Below are 17,293 nucleotides of genomic sequence, written 5' to 3' on the forward strand. Positions count from 1 at the left end.
TAACTAAAACAGTAGGTTATCTGGCTCTGCCGCGAAATGATTCTCGTTCAGGGTGAGGGCAGGCCTGTGCTCTGTTACCCGAACAGGTATCAGCACTGGCCCACCTTAAGCGAGGGGGTGAGGAAAGACAATAGTCACGGGCGGGCTTAGTCGCACTGGACCTTAATGGCCAGGCCGCCGCGCGAGGTTTCACGGTACTTGGCGTTCATATCTTTTCCCGTTTCGTACATGGTTTCAATCACCTTATCGAGCGATACCCGGGCCGCGCTGGTGCGTCGCATCGCCATGCGGGCAGCATTGATGGCCTTGACCGAGGCGATGGCGTTGCGCTCAATGCAGGGTACCTGCACCTGCCCGGCAACCGGGTCGCAGGTGAGTCCCAGATTGTGCTCCATGCCAATCTCCGCCGCTACGCATACCTGCTCCGGGCTGGCACCCAGCAGTTCAGCCAGCCCGGCTGCCGCCATGGAGCAGGCAACGCCGACTTCGCCCTGACAGCCGACCTCCGCCCCTGAAATTGAGGCATTCATTTTATAGAGAATACCTACCGCGCCGGAGGCCAGAAAGTAGCGGATAAAAATGTCCGGGCTGACCGACTCAATAAAGTGGTCATAGTAGGCCAGTACGGCGGGAACGATGCCGCAGGCGCCGTTGGTGGGGGCAGTGACCACACGTCCGCCGGCTGCGTTCTCTTCATTTACCGCCAGGGCAAACATATTGACCCAGTCGATGACGTTCATCGGATCGCTGGAGAGTTTATCAGAGGAAACCAGCAGGCGGCGCAGCGCGGAGGCGCGACGGGGAACGCGCAGTGGGCCGGGCAGGACGCCCTCGGTATTTAACCCGCGATCGATACAGTCGCGCATACTCTGCCAGATATCAGAGAAGTACTTCTCAATCTCCTGCTTATCATGCAGCGCCAGCTCATTCTTCATGATCATCCCGGATAGCGACAGCCCAGTCTCATGGCAGTGGGCCAGCATCTCTTTTGCCGAGTTGAACGGGTAGGGAACCTCGACCTCTTCCAGGGTGGTCTGGCCGAAATGCTCTTCATCGACGATAAACCCGCCGCCGACGGAGTAATAGGTTTTGCTGTAAATTACCGTCTCGCCTGCGAAGGCATGAATGCGCATCCCGTTCTCATGCAGAGAGAGGCTGTCACTGCGGAAAACCATTCCTCCCTCACGCGGGAAATCCACCTCATGCGCACCGTTAGCCAGCAGCAGACGCTGCCGCTGTTCGACGTCACGGATAAAGCCGGGAATGGCATCTATATCGACGCTATCCGGCGAAGCACCCGACAGACCCATTACGATGGCGATATCGGTATGATGGCCTTTGCCGGTCAGGGAGAGCGAGCCGTACACGTCAACGGCAATGCGGGTTACGTCATTCAGCCTGCCGCTGCTGACCAGATCGTCGACAAACTGTTTTCCGGCTTTCATCGGACCGACGGTGTGCGAACTGGACGGGCCTATACCGATTTTAAACATATCGAAAACGCTAATCACAAAAACTCCTCGAGGGCCGCAGGCCGTCGGAACGGGATGCTGATGGGGCTGACTTCTGCTATCTGGCGCTGCAATATAAATGATTCAGGGCATTTGTGAAGTGATTTGACCGGAAGAAACGGTAAAAAGTTGGTTTAAAATAGGGACAGATATGCTCCAGGCAGGTTTTCTGTCGGTTAAGGCGTGAGCATACGCTATGCTGATACCTGCAGGCTCAGCTGACGTAAAATCCCTGCGGTCATTCCCCAGATAAAATACTGCTCATACCAGGAGAGCCACACGCGGTGCTGCACGCCCCGGCGAGGGATATCCAGCGGCGTATAGCGATCTAAACGCAGCGCCTCCTGAAGCGGCATTTCAAATACCGATTCGACCTCGTCCGCATTCGGACGCCATTCCATCGTATCGGGCAGGACCCCCACCACCGGTGTGACCTGAAAGCCCGTGCTGCTGGTGACGGCAGGGAGCATGCCCACCACCCGTACGGCCTCGGGGGGGATCGCCACCTCTTCAAAGGCCTCACGCAGGGCGGTGCAGATAAGCGAGCTATCCTCCTCATCCACCATGCCGCCGGGAAAGGCCACCTGACCCGCATGTTTACGCAGCGTCGCAGCCCGCCGCGTGAGCAGTAAGGTGGGGCGGGTATGCGCAATAATCGGCACCAGCACCGCGGCCCGACGCAGCGGCAGCGGTCCCGCGTCAGGCCGCGGGGGTTGCAGCACAAAGCGGCTGATAAACTGCTCAAGCGTCAGCTGACCCTCAGACATCGGCCGCGTCCAGGCAGGGCAGGATGCGGCTAACCTTTTCAAAGGTTTCCTGATACTCCGCCTGCTCGTCGCTGTCGGCAACTATACCGCCGCCGGCGGTACAGTGAATCTGCCCGTGCTCAGCGGTCAGCGTGCGGATAGTAATGCTGGTGTCCATCCGGCCACAAAAGCTGATATAGCCAATAGTGCCGCACCAGGCATTGCGACGGTGCGGTTCCAGCTCATCAATAATTTCCATCGCACGGAGCTTGGGCGCACCGGTAATAGATCCGCCGGGAAAACAGGCGCGCAGCAGGTCGCAGGGCGTCATCGATGCTTTAAGCTCTGCGGTAACGGTACTTACCAGATGATGCACCGCCGGGAATGGCTCCACCACAAACAGCTCGGGAACGCGTACGCTACCCGGAACGGCCCCGCGGCCAATGTCGTTACGCAGCAGATCGACAATCATCAGGTTTTCTGCCCGATCTTTTGCTGAGATCGCCAGCTTTTCTGCCTGCTGGCGATCGGCGACGGGATCGCTCAGGCGCGGAAGCGTGCCTTTAATCGGTCGGGTTTTGATATAGCGGCCGTCGATTTTAAGAAAGCGTTCAGGGGAGAGGCTGATAATTGCGCTTTCAGACAGGCGGATAAATGCGCTGAAGGGGGCGCGATTTTCCCGGTTTAGTTGCCTGAACGCCTGCCACTCGTCACCCCTGTAGCAGGCGCTAAAGCGCTGGGCGAGATTAACCTGATAGCAGTCTCCAGCCTGGATCCACTGCTGTATGCGACGAAACTTTTCACCGTAGGCTTCGCGCGTCATATTTGACTTCCAGGGGCAGGTTAACCGGAACGGATTGATACGGGGCGGCGTCAGGGCGTTAAGCCACGCCAGACGCTTACCCGTATCGTCCTGAACCACCAGCGTCAGCGCCTTGAGATGATGGTCCGCAATCAGTGCCCAGTCATAGAGGCCAACAGCCATATCGGGCGTGGTTAAGTCCTGCTGTGCCCGCCGGGGGAGTGACTCAAATCTGCGGCTAAGATCGTAGCCAAACAGACCCACCGCGCCGCCCTGAAAGGGCAGGTCAGGATGCGAAGGAACGTTCAGGCCGGTTTGCGCAATGACCCGGTCAAGCAGCGTCAAGGGATCCTCTTTACTTTGCTCTGCCGCATCATCGCGCTCAATGGTAGTTACTTCGCCACGCGTTGTCAGGGTAATACGCGGATCGGACACCATAATATCAAAGCGATTATCATGGTGCTCGGCAAAGCCTGAGTGAAGCAGCATTGACCAGGGCTGCGACGCCACACAGTTAAACAGATTCAACAGCGCTTCAGGCGTATACTTCAAAGGATGATAAACACGTGGCATGATAATTCAGCAGGTCTGGACCAAACAGAGTACAAGCCTGACATATTTTTTTAAAGCTGACATCTGTTTGTTACGCGCAGACGGGCCAGGCAATTTTTACTGGAGTGAATATGATTACGGGATTACCAGCGCTTACGTACGACCAGCAGCAGCAGGCGGTAGAGCGCATTCAGCAGCTGATGTCAGAAGGGATGAGCAGCGGGCAGGCAATACAGCGGGTCGCGGCTGAGATCCGTGAAAATCACACGGGCGAGATGATAACGGCCCGCTTTGATGATGAAGAGGATGACGACGAAAACGAGGATCAACGCTATCATGATAATGACGATTACGGGGATGACGATGAAGAGGGTTATGAGGAGTAATTTTGCTGTCTGAGAGGTGATAACGTTTTAGTGCCGTCGTGTTATTTACCATTTTCGGCGGGCTGGCATTCTGACGGAGTGACGTTGTCGCCTGCGTCAGGTATCCTCTTTCGCCCCTGCACAGGTTGCCTGGCCTTTGTGCTAAGGGCATTACGTCATTGTTGACTGAGGGTGGCGACTTGCAACGCCACCCGGAACGCGCTGGCTGCAACGTCCAGTGCCCGCGATCGGTTAATAACGATTATTTTGCTGCGATGATTTTTATCTCGACCCGATATTTAGGGTTCATCAGGCTGGCCTGAACGGTGCAGCGAACCGGCGCATTCCCCGGTGAAACCCAGGCATCCCATGCGCGATTCATCGCGGCGAAATCTTCTTTTTCCACCAGAAAAATAGTCGCATCCAGAATGCGGCTCTTATCCGACCCTACGCGGGCCAGTACCCGGTCAATCACCGCCAGCGCGTTGGCCGTTTGCGCATGCGCATCCTCATCAAGGTTCTCCGGCACGCTGGTGTAGTAGATAGTGTCGTTATGGATAACCAATTCCGACATACGGTGTTCTGGATCCAGACGTTCAATGCTCATGACTTCCCTCATTTATAGCAGTACAAATTTGCAGCCAGCCTGCCACAGATTTATTGCTGCTGTCACCTAAAGGGTGGAGTGACAGGGCGGATACTGACATAATTACAGTGTTTTCTTACGGGTGGTGAGGGTATGTGGTAGACGATTTTGCAGCAGACGGCGCGCTGGCGCTGGCTATTCCGGGCTTTAAACCGCGTGAACCGCAGCGTCAGATGGCAGAAGCGGTGGCTCAGGCTATCGAAAATAAGCGCGAGCTGGTGGTTGAAGCGGGTACCGGCACGGGTAAAACGTTTGCCTACCTGGCACCGGCGCTGCGCGCCGGCAAAAAAGTGATTATTTCGACCGGCTCAAAAGCGCTGCAGGACCAGCTCTACAGTCGCGATCTTCCCACCGTTGCGCGGGCGCTTAAGTATAAAGGCTCCCTCGCGCTGCTTAAGGGACGCTCAAACTATCTCTGTCTGGAGCGCCTTGAGCAGCAGTCGATGGCGGGCGGTGAACTGGCGGCGCAGGCGATGAGCGATCTGGTCCATCTGCGTGGCTGGTCGTCTGAAACCCTGGACGGTGATATCAGCACCTGCGGCGGCGTGGCCGAAGACAGTACGGTGTGGCCGCTGGTGACCAGTACCAATGATAACTGCCTCGGCAGCGACTGCCCGCTGTATCAGGAGTGCTTTGTGGTGAAGGCGCGTCGCAAAGCCATGGATGCCGACATCGTGGTGGTCAACCATCATTTGTTCCTCGCGGACATGGTGGTAAAAGAGAGTGGATTTGCCGAGCTTATCCCCGATGCTGACGTAATGATCTTTGACGAAGCGCATCAGGTGCCGGATATCGCCAGCCAGTATTTTGGGCAGCAGCTCTCCAGCAGGCAGCTTCTCGACCTGGCCAAAGACATCAGCATTGCCTACCGTACCGAAGTGCGGGATGCGCAGCAGCTGCAAAAATCGGCGGACCGTCTGGCGCAGTGCGCACAGGATTTCCGTCTGGCGCTTGGCGATCCGGGCTTTCGCGGCAATCTGCGCGATCTGCTCAGCGATGCCAGTATCCAGCGCGCACTGACGCTGCTGGATGATGCGCTCGAACTCTGTTATGACGTGGCGAAAATGTCGCTTGGCCGTTCGGCGCTGCTGGATGCCGCTTTCGAGCGCGCGGCGCTGTATCGGGGTCGCCTGAAGCGGCTGAAAGATGTCTCCCAGCCCGGGTTCAGCTACTGGTATGAGTGCAACTCCCGTCATTTTGTGCTGGCGCTGACGCCGCTCTCCGTCTCCGATCGCTTTCGTGAAGTGATGGACGAACGCCCGGCGACCTGGATATTTACCTCGGCGACGCTGGCGGTAAATGAGCAGATGACCCACTTCGTGGAAAGGCTGGGGGTCAGCCAGGCCAAAACGCTGATCCTCACCAGCCCGTTTGATTTCGCCAGTCAGGCACTGCTCTGCGTGCCGAGAAACCTGCCCTCGCCTAACCAGCCTGACAGCGCCAGCCGGATGGCGCGGATGCTGCTGCCGCTGATTGAGGCCAATAATGGTCGCTGCTTTTTCCTTTGTACCTCCCACAAAATGATGCGCGACCTGGCGGCACAGTTCCGGATGCTGCTGACGCTGCCGGTTCTGTTACAGGGGGAAACCAGTAAAGGGCAACTGCTGAAGCAGTTTATCGCGGCGGGAAACGCCCTGCTGGTGGCGACCAGTAGCTTCTGGGAAGGCGTCGACGTGCGCGGCGACGTTTTGTCGCTGGTTATCATAGATAAACTGCCGTTTACCTCGCCCGATGACCCGCTACTTAAGGCGAGAATGGAAGATTGTAAACTGCGGGGCGGCGACCCCTTTGACGAAGTCCAGCTGCCCGATGCCGTGATCACCCTTAAGCAGGGCGTGGGACGCCTGATCCGTGATGTTGACGATCGCGGGGTGCTGGTTATCTGCGATAACCGTCTGGTTATGCGCCCCTACGGTGCAGTGTTTCTTAACAGCCTGCCGCCGACGCCGCGCACGCGTGATATTCAGCGGGCGGTGGCCTTTCTTAAGCCGGACGCGTAGTCAGCGCGTCCTTGAGCCCGACGCGCAGTCACCGCGTCGGCAAAGACCTGATTTAAGCCGGATGTCGGCAGTAATTTATTGCGCAGTATGCTATCCTGCGCGCCGAAAATTTCCCCCCGCCAGAGGTGAGTATGTCCACGCGAATTTTAGCCATTGATACCGCCACGGAGGCCTGCTCCGTGGCGCTGCTTAACGACCAGCAGGTCACCGCCCAGTTTGAACTTTGCGCCCGCGAACACACCCAGCGCATACTGCCGATGGTGCAGGCGATCCTCCAGCAGGGTAATACGGCGCTGACCGAACTGGATGCACTGGCGTTTGGTCAGGGGCCGGGCAGTTTCACCGGCGTACGCATCGGTATCGGCATTGCCCAGGGGCTGGCGCTGGGCGCCGGTTTGCCGATGATTGGCGTGTCCACGCTGAAAACCATGGCGGAAGGGGCATGGCGGCGCCACGGCGCCAGCCGCGTTCTGGCCGCAATTGATGCCAGAATGGGCGAGGTCTACTGGGCGGAATACCAGCGGGATGAGCAGGGGATCTGGCGGGGAGACGACAGCGAAGCGGTGCTCAACCCCGAGGCGGCGCAGGAGAGAATGTCCCGGCTCACGGGCCGCTGGGCGCTGGTGGGGACAGGCTGGAAGGCCTGGCCTCAGATGGCGGAAAGTACTCATCTCGATTTACAGCAGACCGGGGTCGCGCTGCCGCAGGCGGAAGACATGCTGCCACTGGCCGCGCTGGCGCTTATGCAGGGCAGAACCGTGGCGGTTGAGCAGGCGGAACCGACCTATCTGCGTAATGAAGTCGCATGGAAAAAGTTGCCGGGCCGTGAGTGAGTTGGCAACTAATTAACCCACCCGGAGTCAAAAGGAACGGTATCCAGGAGAACACTATGCGTAAACGATTTTTAGTACAGACAGGCAGTCTACTACTGGCCAGCATGCTGCTTTTCGGCTGCGTAAGCATCCCGGACTCAGTCAAAGGCACGTCGGCTACACCCCAGCAGGATCTGACGCGCGTGATGAGTGCGCCGCAGCTTTTTGTTGGTCAGGAGTCTCGGTTTGGTGGCCGGGTGGTGAAGGTGATGAATCAAAACGGCAGTACCCGCCTGGAAATTGCCGCGATGCGGCTGGATGATACCGCCAGGCCGATTTTAGGCAGTGCGTCCGTAGGGCGTATCTATGCGGAAATCAGTGGCTTTGTCGATCCGGTTGATTTTAATAATCAGATGGTCACCGTTGTCGGTCCGATTAAGGGAACTGAAAAGGGCGTGATTGGTCAGGCCGCCTATAACTTCGTGGTGGTGAGCGTGACCGGCTACCAGCGCTGGCACCTGACGCAGCAGGTAGTTTCTCCGCCACAGCCGCTTGATCCGTGGATCTGGTATGGCCCGCCACGCGGACGTCACGGCGGCGGCTACTGGGGACCGCCGCCGTTTGGCTACTACAATCAGGGCCCGGCACAGGTACAGACCATATTGACTGAGTAACGCCGTCAGACACATTCCAGGTGACCCGCAGGCTTTCTATTCGCCGGCGGGTCATTTTTTTATATTTTTTGAATGAAAATGTTTTTAGTGATGGACTTCGCAACCTCATCACGGAGAAGTAAGCAAACTGGTACGCTGAGTTAAAATAATGTTAACAAACGCGATGAGATGAGGGTGCGATGGAAAATATTACGAGTTCAGGAGGAACTTATTTGAACAAAATTTGGTTGAAGCGCTATCCCGCCGATGTGCCCGCAGAGATCAGCGCCGATCGTTATACATCGCTGATTGACCTCTTTGAACAGGCGGTGAAACGCTATGCCGATCAGCCCGCCTTTATCAATATGGGGCAGGTGATGACTTTTCGTAAGCTCGAGGAGCGTAGCCGGGCTTTTGCCGCCTGGCTACAGGAAGGGCTGGGGCTGAAACAGGGCGACAGGGTGGCGCTGATGATGCCTAACCTGCTGCAATACCCGATTGCCCTGTTCGGCATCCTGCGCGCAGGGATGGTGGTGGTCAACGTCAATCCCCTTTACACGCCGCGCGAGCTTGAGCACCAGCTGAACGACAGCGGTGCCAGCGCTATCGTTATCGTGTCGAACTTTGCCCATACGCTGGAAAAAGTGGTTGAGAAAACCCAGGTTAAACATGTGATCCTCACCCGCCTGGGCGACCAGCTTTCGCCCGCCAAAGGGACGCTGGTTAATTTTGTGGTCAAATATATCAAGCGTCTGGTGCCTAAGTATCATCTGCCGGACGCTATCTCATTCCGCAGTGCGCTGCATAAGGGTTACCGGATGCAGTATGTGCGCCCGGCTGTGGCCAGCGACGATCTGGCCTTTCTGCAATATACCGGCGGCACCACCGGCGTTGCCAAAGGGGCGATGCTGACCCACCGTAATATGCAGGCGAATCTGGAGCAAACCCGGGCAACCTACGGTTCTCTGCTGAAAGACGGTAAGGAAACGGTCGTGACCGCGCTGCCGCTTTACCATATTTTTGCGCTTACGGTAAACTGCCTGCTGTTTATCGAACTGGGTGGTGCAAACCTGCTGATTACTAATCCCCGGGATATTCCGGGACTGGTCAGGGAGCTGGCTAAAACGCGCTTTACCGCCATCACCGGCGTCAATACCCTGTTTAATGCGTTGCTGAACGACAGTGATTTTCAAAAGCTGGACTTCTCCAGCCTGAGTTTGTCGGCTGGCGGAGGCATGTCGGTGCAGAAGGCGGTTGCCGAGCGCTGGGAAAAACTGACCGGGCATTATTTGCTGGAGGGATACGGCCTGACTGAATGCGCGCCGCTGGTCTCCGTCAACCCTTACGATATTCGCTACCACAGCGGCAGCATTGGCCTGCCGGTGCCATCAACGGATATTCGGCTGGTGGATGAGCAGGGCAATGAAGTCGCCGCAGGTGAAGCAGGTGAACTGTGCATTAAAGGCCCGCAGGTGATGCGGGGATACTGGCAGAAGCCCGAGGCTACCGATGAAGTGCTGAAAAATGGATGGCTTCACAGCGGAGATATTGTTACCGTTGATGACGAAGGTTTTATCCGCATCGTCGATCGCAAGAAAGATATGATTCTGGTTTCAGGGTTTAATGTTTACCCTAATGAAATTGAAGACGTACTGATGCTGCACCCTAAGGTCAGGGAAGCCGCCGCCATCGGCGTGCCGAATGTGGCTGCGGGCGAAACGGTAAAAATCTGCGTGGTAAAAAAAGATCCCACTCTCACCCAGGAAGAGCTGATCATCCACTGCAAAAAGCACCTTACCGGGTATAAGGTCCCTAAAATTGTCGAATTCCGTACCGACCTTCCCAAGAGTAACGTGGGAAAAATCCTGCGGCGCGAACTCCGGGATGAGGCAATCAGGATAGCGAAAGCATCCTGACGCAGTGATAACACCGCCGATAAACGCTATCACGCCGGGTTTCCCGGCGTTTTTTTGTGATGACACTGAGGCGCAGATCGCCGCAGCGAGAGGATCGTTTTGAATTACATCATGATAACCACCAACGAGGCGCTGGCTGAACTTTGTCAGTCTGCCCGTCAGTACCCCGCGCTGGCGCTGGATACTGAATTCGTCCGTACCCGCACCTATTATCCCCGGCTGGGTCTGATTCAACTGTACGACGGTGAGCAAATCGCGCTTATTGACCCGTTACCCATTACCGAGTGGGCACCGTTTCGCGACCTGCTGCTTGACGAGAGAGTCATCAAGTTCCTGCATGCAGGCAGCGAGGACCTGGAGGTCTTTCTGCATGAATTTGGCGTTCTTCCCACGCCAATGATTGATACCCAAATTCTGGCTGCCTTTACCGGACGCCCAATGTCCTGCGGCTTTGCCACGCTTGTCGAATCCTTTACCGGCATCGCACTGGATAAAAGTGAATCCCGTACCGACTGGATAGCGCGACCGCTGACGGAAAAGCAGTGCCAGTATGCCGCCGCCGACGTGTTCTATCTGCTGCCCATCGCCCATAAGCTGATGGCCGAAGCCAGGGCTGCCGGTAAGCTGGATGCTGCACTTGATGAGTGTGGACTGCTGTGCCGACGTCGACAGGGAGTGGTTGCGCCTGAAGAGGCCTACCGCGACATCACCAACGCCTGGCAGCTGCGTCCGCGCCAGCTGGCGGCGCTGCGACTGATGGCGGCCTGGCGGTTGGAAATGGCCCGCGAAAAGGATATGGCGGTTAATTTTGTCGTGCGTGAAGAGAATCTGTGGAAGGTGGCGCGCTTTATGCCGGGGTCGCTGGGTGAACTCGATCACCTCGGTCTGGCCGGTCAGGAGATCCGTTTTCACGGCAGGGCGCTGGTGGCAATGGTGGCCCAGGCAAATGCCTTCGATGACAGCGAGCTACCCGAACCGATAGTCAATCTGATTGACTATCCTGCCTATAAAGCGGCATTCAAGGCGCTAAAAGCGCTGGTGGCGGCCGCTGCTGAACGGCACGGCGTCAGCCAGGAACTGCTGGCTTCCCGTCGTCAGATTAATCAGCTGTTAAACTGGCACTGGAAAATAAAAACGCAGGAAAACAGACCTGAGCTAATTGATGGCTGGCGGGGTCAGCTGTTAGGCAACGATATCATGACGCTACTGCAGGCTGAATACGCCTGATGGTTTCCCCTGCGAACCGCAGGGGAAAGCCATACGTTGAAGCGGCTCATTTCGGGGCGTCTTCTGCCTCCGGGAGCGTGACGTTCAGCTCCAGAATCGAAATGTCGTCGTCTTTCTGATCCAGCTTTACGCTCAGCATTTCTGGATCGATTTTCACATACCTGCAGATGACTTCCAGAATATCCCTCTTCAGCTGTGGCAGATAGTGGGGCTCGCTGTCGCCCCTCCTGCGTTCCGCCACGATAATCTGCAGTCGTTCCTTGGCTATATTGGCTGTGCTCTTTTTACGGGATAAAAAGAAATCGAGTAAGGCCATGGTTTATCCCCCAAACAGGCGTTTCAGGAAACCCTTCTTCTCTTCTTCAATGAAGCGGAAGGGGCGTTCTTCACCGAGAATACGGTCAACGGTATCGGCATAGGCTTTGCCCGCATCGGATTCAGCGTCAAGAATGACCGGCTCGCCCTGGTTGGACGCACGCAGCACGGATTGATCTTCCGGGATAACGCCCGCCAGTGGAATACGCAGAATTTCCAGTACGTCTTCCATGCTCAGCATATCACCACGGTTAACGCGGCCCGGATTGTAACGGGTTAACAGCAGATGTTCTTTAATCGGATCCTGGCCATTTTCTGCCCGACGGGACTTCGACGAGAGAATACCCAGAATGCGGTCGGAGTCACGCACCGAGGAGACCTCAGGGTTGGTAGTGATGATGGCCTCATCGGCGAAGTAAAGCGCCATCAGCGCACCGGTTTCGATCCCGGCCGGGGAATCACAGACGATAAAGTCGAAATCCATTTTCCCAAGATCATCCAGTACCTTTTCAACGCCTTCACGCGTCAGCGCGTCTTTATCACGGGTCTGCGAAGCAGGCAGAATAAAGAGTTTTTCGGTACGCTTGTCCTTAATCAGAGCCTGGTTCAGCGTAGCGTCACCCTGTATGACGTTCACAAAGTCGTACACTACGCGGCGCTCACAGCCCATAATCAGATCGAGATTACGCAGGCCGATATCAAAATCGATCACCACGGTTTTTTTACCTTTCTGGGCTAAACCGGTAGCGATGGCCGCGCTGGACGTGGTTTTTCCCACGCCTCCTTTACCCGAAGTAACTACAATAATGCGTGCCATATAATAATTTCCTTAAGAAAAGAAAGGGCTCGTGAGCCTGGCTCAGTTCAGTGTCTGTATAGTCAGCTCGCCATCTTTCAAACAAAGACGCGAAGCTTTTGCAAAGAATTCAGCAGGGATCTGGTCCATAATCCAGTATTCACCGGCGATGGAGACCAGCTCGGCTGATAAGCTGGTACAAAAAATCTGGCAGTCGCGATCGCCGCTCGCGCCAGCAAGGGCGCGCCCGCGCATCATGCCATAAATATGAATATTGCCATCAGCAATCAGTTCCGCCCCTGCGCTGACGCTGCTGGTCACAATCAGATCGCTGTTTTTAGCGTAAATTTGCTGACCGGATCGGACCGGCGTATTAATTAATCGGGTTTTGACCACGGCAGGTTCAGCGGCAGACTGCGGGGCGGGAGGCTCAATAACCTCAGTGCTCCTTTGCTGCTCTTTGCCTTCCGACAGCAGCGGCAGATCGGCCCGGCTGATAACACGTTTTAACGACTCGTCTTTGCAGCCACTGACGCCAACAATATGCAATCCGGCGGAGGTAATCGCCTCCTGCATCTGTCGCCAGTTGACGTCGCGGGTTAATGAGGCCACGTTTAAAACGACGGGTGCATTCTTCAAAAAGGCTGGCGCCTGATTGACTTTATCCTGAATCGCCTGGCGAACCACGCCCGGATCGGCATGGTGCAGGTGAACAACTGACAGAGTAAAACTGCTGCCTTTTAACTCGATTGGCGTTTGTGACATCTGGCCCGGCTCAGTCCTGTTATTCAAACTCCCCAATCAGGCCAGCTGAACCGGCATTTAATCGTAATGGGGAAATATTCCGAAGGTCTGCAAGCATGTTATAGTTACTACTATATTCAGGCAAGGTGCCAGCCAGGTTAATTCGAGTAAAAAATATGTTTTGTGTGATCTACAGAAGTCCAAAGCGTGACCAGACTTATCTTTATGTTGAAAAAAAGGACGATTTCTCCCGCGTGCCGGAAGCGTTGCTCAGTGGCTTCGGCAAACCGCAACTGGCGATGATGCTGCCGCTTGATGGCAGTAAGCGTCTGGTCAATGCCAGCCTTGATAAGGTAAAAGCCAGTATGGAAGAACAGGGTTATTATTTACAGGTTCCGCCGCCGCTGGAAAGTTTACTTAAGAGTCATCTGGAAACGGCGAAGAAGCCGGATTAAGAATCATCTGCAACTATTCACCGCTGCTGGTTTCGTCGTTCAGATTTAATTTGTGGCGGTGTCTGAATCAAAAAGGATGCCGCATGAAGTCTCCCTCGGTCAGCACAATTATTCTCGCGCTTGCGCTGGCGGGATGCGCCAGTAAAAACAGCGCGGCCCCCACGCCGACTCCAGCATCCTCCACGCAGGCATCAGCGCCCCCTGCGCAGGGGGCACCGGTTTTAGCCGGATCTGCCAACACCCGCGGACACTTTCTTTCATCCGTGAGCAAAACCACGCTGGCGACGGAAGGACGCGACCCCGCACAATTCCCGGCCTATGCTGCCCAGTTGAAAGCCCAGGCAAGGCAGCAGGGTATCGATGATACCACCCTCAATACCGCCTTTGCGGGGGTACACTTTGTAGACCACGCTATTTCAGCCGATCGCAATCAGCCTGAGAATAAACTCACTCTTAGCGACTATCTGGAGCGCGTATTGACGACAGCGAAGATTGAGCAGGCGCGCGACAGCTTACGGCAATACCAGGCGCAGTTAGCCCCGGTCAGCCAGCGCTCGGGCGTGGAGCCACAGTACATTGTGGCACTGTGGGCGCTGGAGAGTCACTTTGGCACGATTCAGGGCAGGGAAGAGGTGATTTCGGCGCTTTCCACGCTGGCCTTTGAAGGGCGACGTGAAGCCTTTTTCACCCGGGAGCTGATGGCGGCGCTGCAGATTATTCAGCAGCAGCATATTGCTCCCGCTGAGTTGCAGGGGTCCTGGGCAGGTGCCATGGGCCAGAATCAGTTTATGCCCAGCTCGTTTTTACGCTATGGTGCAGACGGCGACGGAGACGGCAGGATCGACATCTGGCATAACACCGCTGATGTTTTCGCCTCAACGGCCAACTATCTGTCTAAAGAGGGCTGGAAAGCGGGCGAGCGCTGGGGCCAGGCGGCGATCCTCCCCGCTGATTTCGTGCCGGAAATGGCGGGTACGAAAGCGAATCAGGCGAAAACCGTCGGCGAATGGCAGAAGCTGGGTGTACGCCTGACCAGCGAGGCCGATCGGCCTGATCCGCAACAAAAAGCATGGATCATCATCCCCGAGGATTCACCCGCCAGCGCATTTATGGTGTATGACAATTTCCGCACGCTATTGCGCTGGAATCGCTCCTGGTATTTCGCTATCAGCGTTGGCATGATGGCCGATGCAATGTCTCAGTAACTGAATGGAAGCCCGTGATGGGCTTTACCTCATTAAATCAGGCAGGGGAAGGATATGTATCAGCATCATAACTGGCAGGGCGCATTATTAGACTTTCCGGTAAGCAAAGTCGTTTGCGTGGGCAGTAACTACGCTAAGCACATTAAAGAGATGGGCAGTGCCACACCGACCGAACCCGTACTGTTCATTAAGCCGGAAACAGCGATCTGCGACATCCGTCAGCCGCTATCTATTCCGAAAGACTCTGGTGCCGTTCATCATGAGGTGGAGCTGGCCGTGCTGATTGGCTCTACCCTCAAGCAGGCATCAGAACAGCACGTCGCAAAGGCTATTGCAGGCTACGGCGTGGCGCTTGACCTGACTCTGCGCGACATTCAGGCGGGCTGTAAAAAGGCCGGCCAGCCGTGGGAAAAAGCCAAGGGGTTCGATAATTCCTGCCCGCTGTCCGGTTTTATTCCGGTCAACGAATTTGATGCCGACCCGCAAAATGTCGATCTCCGGCTGGTGGTTAACGGTGAGGTGCGCCAGCAGGGGAATACTTCTGATATGATCCACCCCATTCTGCCGCTCATCGCCTTTATGAGCCGCTATTTCACGCTGCGCGCCGGGGATGTGATCCTCACCGGTACGCCTGAGGGCGTGGGGCCGATGATGTCCGGCGACCGGCTTGAAATCTCACTCGGCGGTCACGGCATCGCCACGCGGGTGCTGTAAGGCCTGGAACTGAAGCCCGAACTGTTTATCACGCGGGTGCTATAAGGCTTGCAACTGAAGCCCGAACTGTTTATAAGGTGCGGGCTTTTCACTTTAACGGATACCGCTATGACTGACACCCCTTTCTGGCAGCGTAAAACGCTGGAACAAATGAGCGATGAAGAGTGGGAATCCCTCTGTGATGGATGCGGTCAGTGCTGTCTGAATAAACTGCAGGACGCCGACACCAATGAGATTTACTTCACTAACGTTGCCTGCAACCAGCTGAATATCAAAACCTGCCAGTGTCGCAATTACGAGCGTCGTTTCGAATATGAAGAGGATTGCATTAAACTCACGCGTGACAACCTGCCCACTTTCTCATGGCTGCCGCCCACCTGTGCCTATCGCATGCTGGCAGAAGGAAAAAACCTTCCCATCTGGCACCCCCTGCGTACTGGATCCAAAGCGGCGATGCACGCCGGGCGCATCTCCGTGCGGCACATTGCGGTCAGGGAGAGCGAAGTGATGGACTGGGAAGATCATATCATCAATAAGCCGGGAAGGGGCTGAGGCCGCCCGTCGCCGCCATCCGTCCAGTTTTTTGCTATGCTTATCCTTAAGTTTTTCAGGAAAAAGGATAAGTTACGTGATTCAACGCAGAGAATTCCTCGGTGCCAGCGGCGCCATGCTCGCCCTCTCCCTGATTACGCCCTCTGCGGCCAGAAGTCAGCCCACCGGGCAGCCATCCCCCGCTTCCTCAGCTAAACCGCCACTGCTTACACTGCGGGAAACCACTATCGGGCAGGGCAGTCCGAAAGTTATTGTCCCTACCACTGCCACCCACGCGGCGGAGGTGCTGAAATTTGTCGATAAAGTGGCGCCCAGCCAGGATTTCCACGTGCTGGAACTTCGCCTGGATATGCTGGAGAACGCCCTTGAAGCCAGCGCCATGGCCGCGCTAACGCACCAGGTTCGCGCCCGGCTCGGTAATAAGCTGCTGCTGCTGACGTTTCGTACCAAAGATGAAGGAGGCAAAAAGGCAGTCAGCGATGAGCAGTACGTGCAGCTGTATCAACAGCTGCTGGCCGAAGGCACTGGCGACCTGCTTGACATTGAAATGTATCGCGACAGGACAAAAACCGATCCGCTTATTGCTCTGGCTCACCAGCGTGGGTTTAAGGTGATACTGTCTAACCATGAGCTAAAGTCCACGCCAGCGAAGGAGGAGATTATCTCGCGGCTGCGCGAACAGCAGGCGCGCGGTGCCGATATCCTCAAGCTGGCAGCGATGCCTGCCGATGCGGGCGACGTCCTGACGCTGCTAACGGCCACATGGGAGATGCATCAGCATTACGCTCAGCGTCCGATTCTGACGATGTCGATGGGCGATTTAGGGGTGATGACCCGGATGAGCGGTGAGCTGACAGGGTCGGCGCTCACCTTCGCTATGGTTGGTGAAGCTTCAGCCTCAGGTCAGGTTGCGCTGGAGGATTTAAGCAGCGTGCTGGGGATCGTGCATCAAAGCATGGGTTCCTGATCCCGGGCAGGGGTGACGCCAGCGGGATCGGCCGCTGGCGTCAGTAATCGTTCTGTCCGACTCAGGACTGAGGCTGACCGACCGGGCCGCTACCGCCTGGCGCGCCGGGGGGCTGCTGGCCACTGGGAGGCGCAGGAGGGGCGCTGTGGGTATTTTCCCCGCCCCACCATGCACAGCCGGAAAGCGCAGCGGCAGAGAAGGACAGAACCAGCATTAACGCGATGTTTTTCATAATAATCCTCTTCATTCAATCGTGTCATTTAAGCGTAGTCGCCGCGGGACAGTCCTTCAACCCGGGTCATTGTCAGGGAGCGA

19 protein-coding genes are annotated in these 17,293 nt (G+C 56.2%); 11 read left to right on the forward strand and 8 right to left on the reverse strand.

Going from position 1 to position 17,293, the window contains the following annotated elements:
* Nucleotides 1-146: 146 nt before the first annotated feature.
* The 3 genes from sdaA to pabB form a co-directional block, all read right to left on the reverse strand.
* The gene (gene sdaA, locus ACLRGG_RS04190; protein ID WP_416248562.1) at nt 147-1,511 is read right to left on the reverse strand and encodes an L-serine ammonia-lyase; all 1,365 of its coding nucleotides are present in this window, start codon (nt 1,509-1,511) and stop codon (nt 147-149) included.
* Between the two features lie 194 nt (nt 1,512-1,705).
* Entirely contained in the window at nt 1,706-2,278 is a 573-nt protein-coding gene (locus ACLRGG_RS04195; RefSeq protein WP_416248563.1) for a CoA pyrophosphatase, read from the reverse strand.
* Complete coding sequence (gene pabB, locus ACLRGG_RS04200; RefSeq protein WP_416248564.1) at nt 2,271-3,632, reverse strand: aminodeoxychorismate synthase component 1; 1,362 nt, start codon at nt 3,630-3,632, stop codon at nt 2,271-2,273. The genes ACLRGG_RS04195 and pabB overlap by 8 nt, the downstream gene beginning before the upstream one ends.
* Before the next feature lie 110 nt (nt 3,633-3,742).
* Between pabB and ACLRGG_RS04205 the strand changes: the two genes are divergently transcribed.
* Nucleotides 3,743-3,997, forward strand: a complete 255-nt coding sequence (locus ACLRGG_RS04205) for a YoaH family protein (protein WP_416248565.1) — start codon at nt 3,743-3,745, stop codon at nt 3,995-3,997.
* Nucleotides 3,998-4,238: 241 nt separating this feature from the next.
* Here the strand turns inward: ACLRGG_RS04205 and ACLRGG_RS04210 are convergent, their stop codons facing one another.
* Nucleotides 4,239-4,583 carry a RidA family protein gene (locus ACLRGG_RS04210; RefSeq protein ID WP_416248566.1) on the reverse strand — a complete coding sequence of 115 codons (345 nt, stop codon included), beginning with the start codon at nt 4,581-4,583 and terminating at the stop codon, nt 4,239-4,241.
* Between the two features lie 134 nt (nt 4,584-4,717).
* Between ACLRGG_RS04210 and yoaA the strand changes: the two genes are divergently transcribed.
* The 5 genes from yoaA to rnd all read left to right on the forward strand — a co-directional run bounded on the left by yoaA (nt 4,718) and on the right by rnd (nt 11,230).
* Nucleotides 4,718-6,622, forward strand: coding sequence for a DNA repair helicase YoaA (gene yoaA, locus ACLRGG_RS04215; RefSeq protein WP_416248567.1), 1,905 nt, complete (start codon nt 4,718-4,720; stop codon nt 6,620-6,622).
* 131 nt (nt 6,623-6,753) lie between these two features.
* Nucleotides 6,754-7,455: a tRNA (adenosine(37)-N6)-threonylcarbamoyltransferase complex dimerization subunit type 1 TsaB gene (tsaB, locus tag ACLRGG_RS04220; protein ID WP_416248568.1), complete on the forward strand. Its 702-nt coding sequence runs from the start codon at nt 6,754-6,756 to the stop codon at nt 7,453-7,455.
* Between the two features lie 56 nt (nt 7,456-7,511).
* Complete coding sequence (locus tag ACLRGG_RS04225) at nt 7,512-8,108, forward strand: Slp family lipoprotein (protein ID WP_416248569.1); 597 nt, start codon at nt 7,512-7,514, stop codon at nt 8,106-8,108.
* 212 nt (nt 8,109-8,320) lie between these two features.
* The gene (fadD, locus tag ACLRGG_RS04230; protein WP_416248570.1) at nt 8,321-10,003 is read left to right on the forward strand and encodes a long-chain-fatty-acid--CoA ligase FadD; all 1,683 of its coding nucleotides are present in this window, start codon (nt 8,321-8,323) and stop codon (nt 10,001-10,003) included.
* 111 nt (nt 10,004-10,114) lie between these two features.
* Complete coding sequence (rnd, locus tag ACLRGG_RS04235) at nt 10,115-11,230, forward strand: ribonuclease D (protein ID WP_416248669.1); 1,116 nt, start codon at nt 10,115-10,117, stop codon at nt 11,228-11,230.
* A gap of 46 nt (nt 11,231-11,276) precedes the next feature.
* On the opposite strand, the gene minE is transcribed toward rnd, so the two are convergent.
* Genes minE through minC form a run of 3 tightly spaced genes read right to left on the reverse strand, consistent with a single transcriptional unit; the run spans nt 11,277 to nt 13,106 of the window.
* The gene (gene minE / locus ACLRGG_RS04240) at nt 11,277-11,546 is read right to left on the reverse strand and encodes a cell division topological specificity factor MinE (RefSeq protein ID WP_067701294.1); all 270 of its coding nucleotides are present in this window, start codon (nt 11,544-11,546) and stop codon (nt 11,277-11,279) included.
* 3 nt (nt 11,547-11,549) lie between these two features.
* Entirely contained in the window at nt 11,550-12,362 is an 813-nt protein-coding gene (gene minD / locus ACLRGG_RS04245) for a septum site-determining protein MinD (protein ID WP_067701297.1), read from the reverse strand.
* A 42-nt stretch (nt 12,363-12,404) separates the two neighbouring features.
* A complete protein-coding gene (minC, locus tag ACLRGG_RS04250) occupies nt 12,405-13,106 on the reverse strand; it encodes a septum site-determining protein MinC (protein ID WP_416248571.1) in 702 nt (233 codons plus the stop codon).
* A gap of 155 nt (nt 13,107-13,261) precedes the next feature.
* Between minC and ACLRGG_RS04255 the strand changes: the two genes are divergently transcribed.
* The 5 genes from ACLRGG_RS04255 (at nt 13,262) to aroD (ending at nt 16,978) form a co-directional block, all read left to right on the forward strand.
* The gene (locus tag ACLRGG_RS04255) at nt 13,262-13,540 is read left to right on the forward strand and encodes a YcgL domain-containing protein (RefSeq protein ID WP_416248572.1); all 279 of its coding nucleotides are present in this window, start codon (nt 13,262-13,264) and stop codon (nt 13,538-13,540) included.
* 83 nt (nt 13,541-13,623) lie between these two features.
* Nucleotides 13,624-14,745: a lytic murein transglycosylase gene (locus tag ACLRGG_RS04260; protein ID WP_416248573.1), complete on the forward strand. Its 1,122-nt coding sequence runs from the start codon at nt 13,624-13,626 to the stop codon at nt 14,743-14,745.
* Between the two features lie 54 nt (nt 14,746-14,799).
* The gene (locus tag ACLRGG_RS04265; protein WP_416248574.1) at nt 14,800-15,459 is read left to right on the forward strand and encodes a fumarylacetoacetate hydrolase family protein; all 660 of its coding nucleotides are present in this window, start codon (nt 14,800-14,802) and stop codon (nt 15,457-15,459) included.
* Nucleotides 15,460-15,567: 108 nt separating this feature from the next.
* Nucleotides 15,568-16,011 (forward strand): cysteine cluster protein YcgN, encoded by a 444-nt coding sequence (ycgN, locus tag ACLRGG_RS04270; RefSeq protein ID WP_416248575.1) that lies wholly within the window; start codon nt 15,568-15,570, stop codon nt 16,009-16,011.
* Between the two features lie 76 nt (nt 16,012-16,087).
* Nucleotides 16,088-16,978 carry a type I 3-dehydroquinate dehydratase gene (aroD, locus tag ACLRGG_RS04275; protein ID WP_416248576.1) on the forward strand — a complete coding sequence of 297 codons (891 nt, stop codon included), beginning with the start codon at nt 16,088-16,090 and terminating at the stop codon, nt 16,976-16,978.
* 61 nt (nt 16,979-17,039) lie between these two features.
* Here the strand turns inward: aroD and ACLRGG_RS04280 are convergent, their stop codons facing one another.
* Entirely contained in the window at nt 17,040-17,210 is a 171-nt protein-coding gene (locus tag ACLRGG_RS04280; RefSeq protein ID WP_156484920.1) for a hypothetical protein, read from the reverse strand.
* Nucleotides 17,211-17,293: the final 83 nt, after the last annotated feature.

The sequence above is a fragment of the Erwinia sp. PPS120 genome (assembly GCF_047918655.1).
Classification (GTDB): Bacteria; Pseudomonadota; Gammaproteobacteria; order Enterobacterales; family Enterobacteriaceae; genus Erwinia; species Erwinia tasmaniensis_A.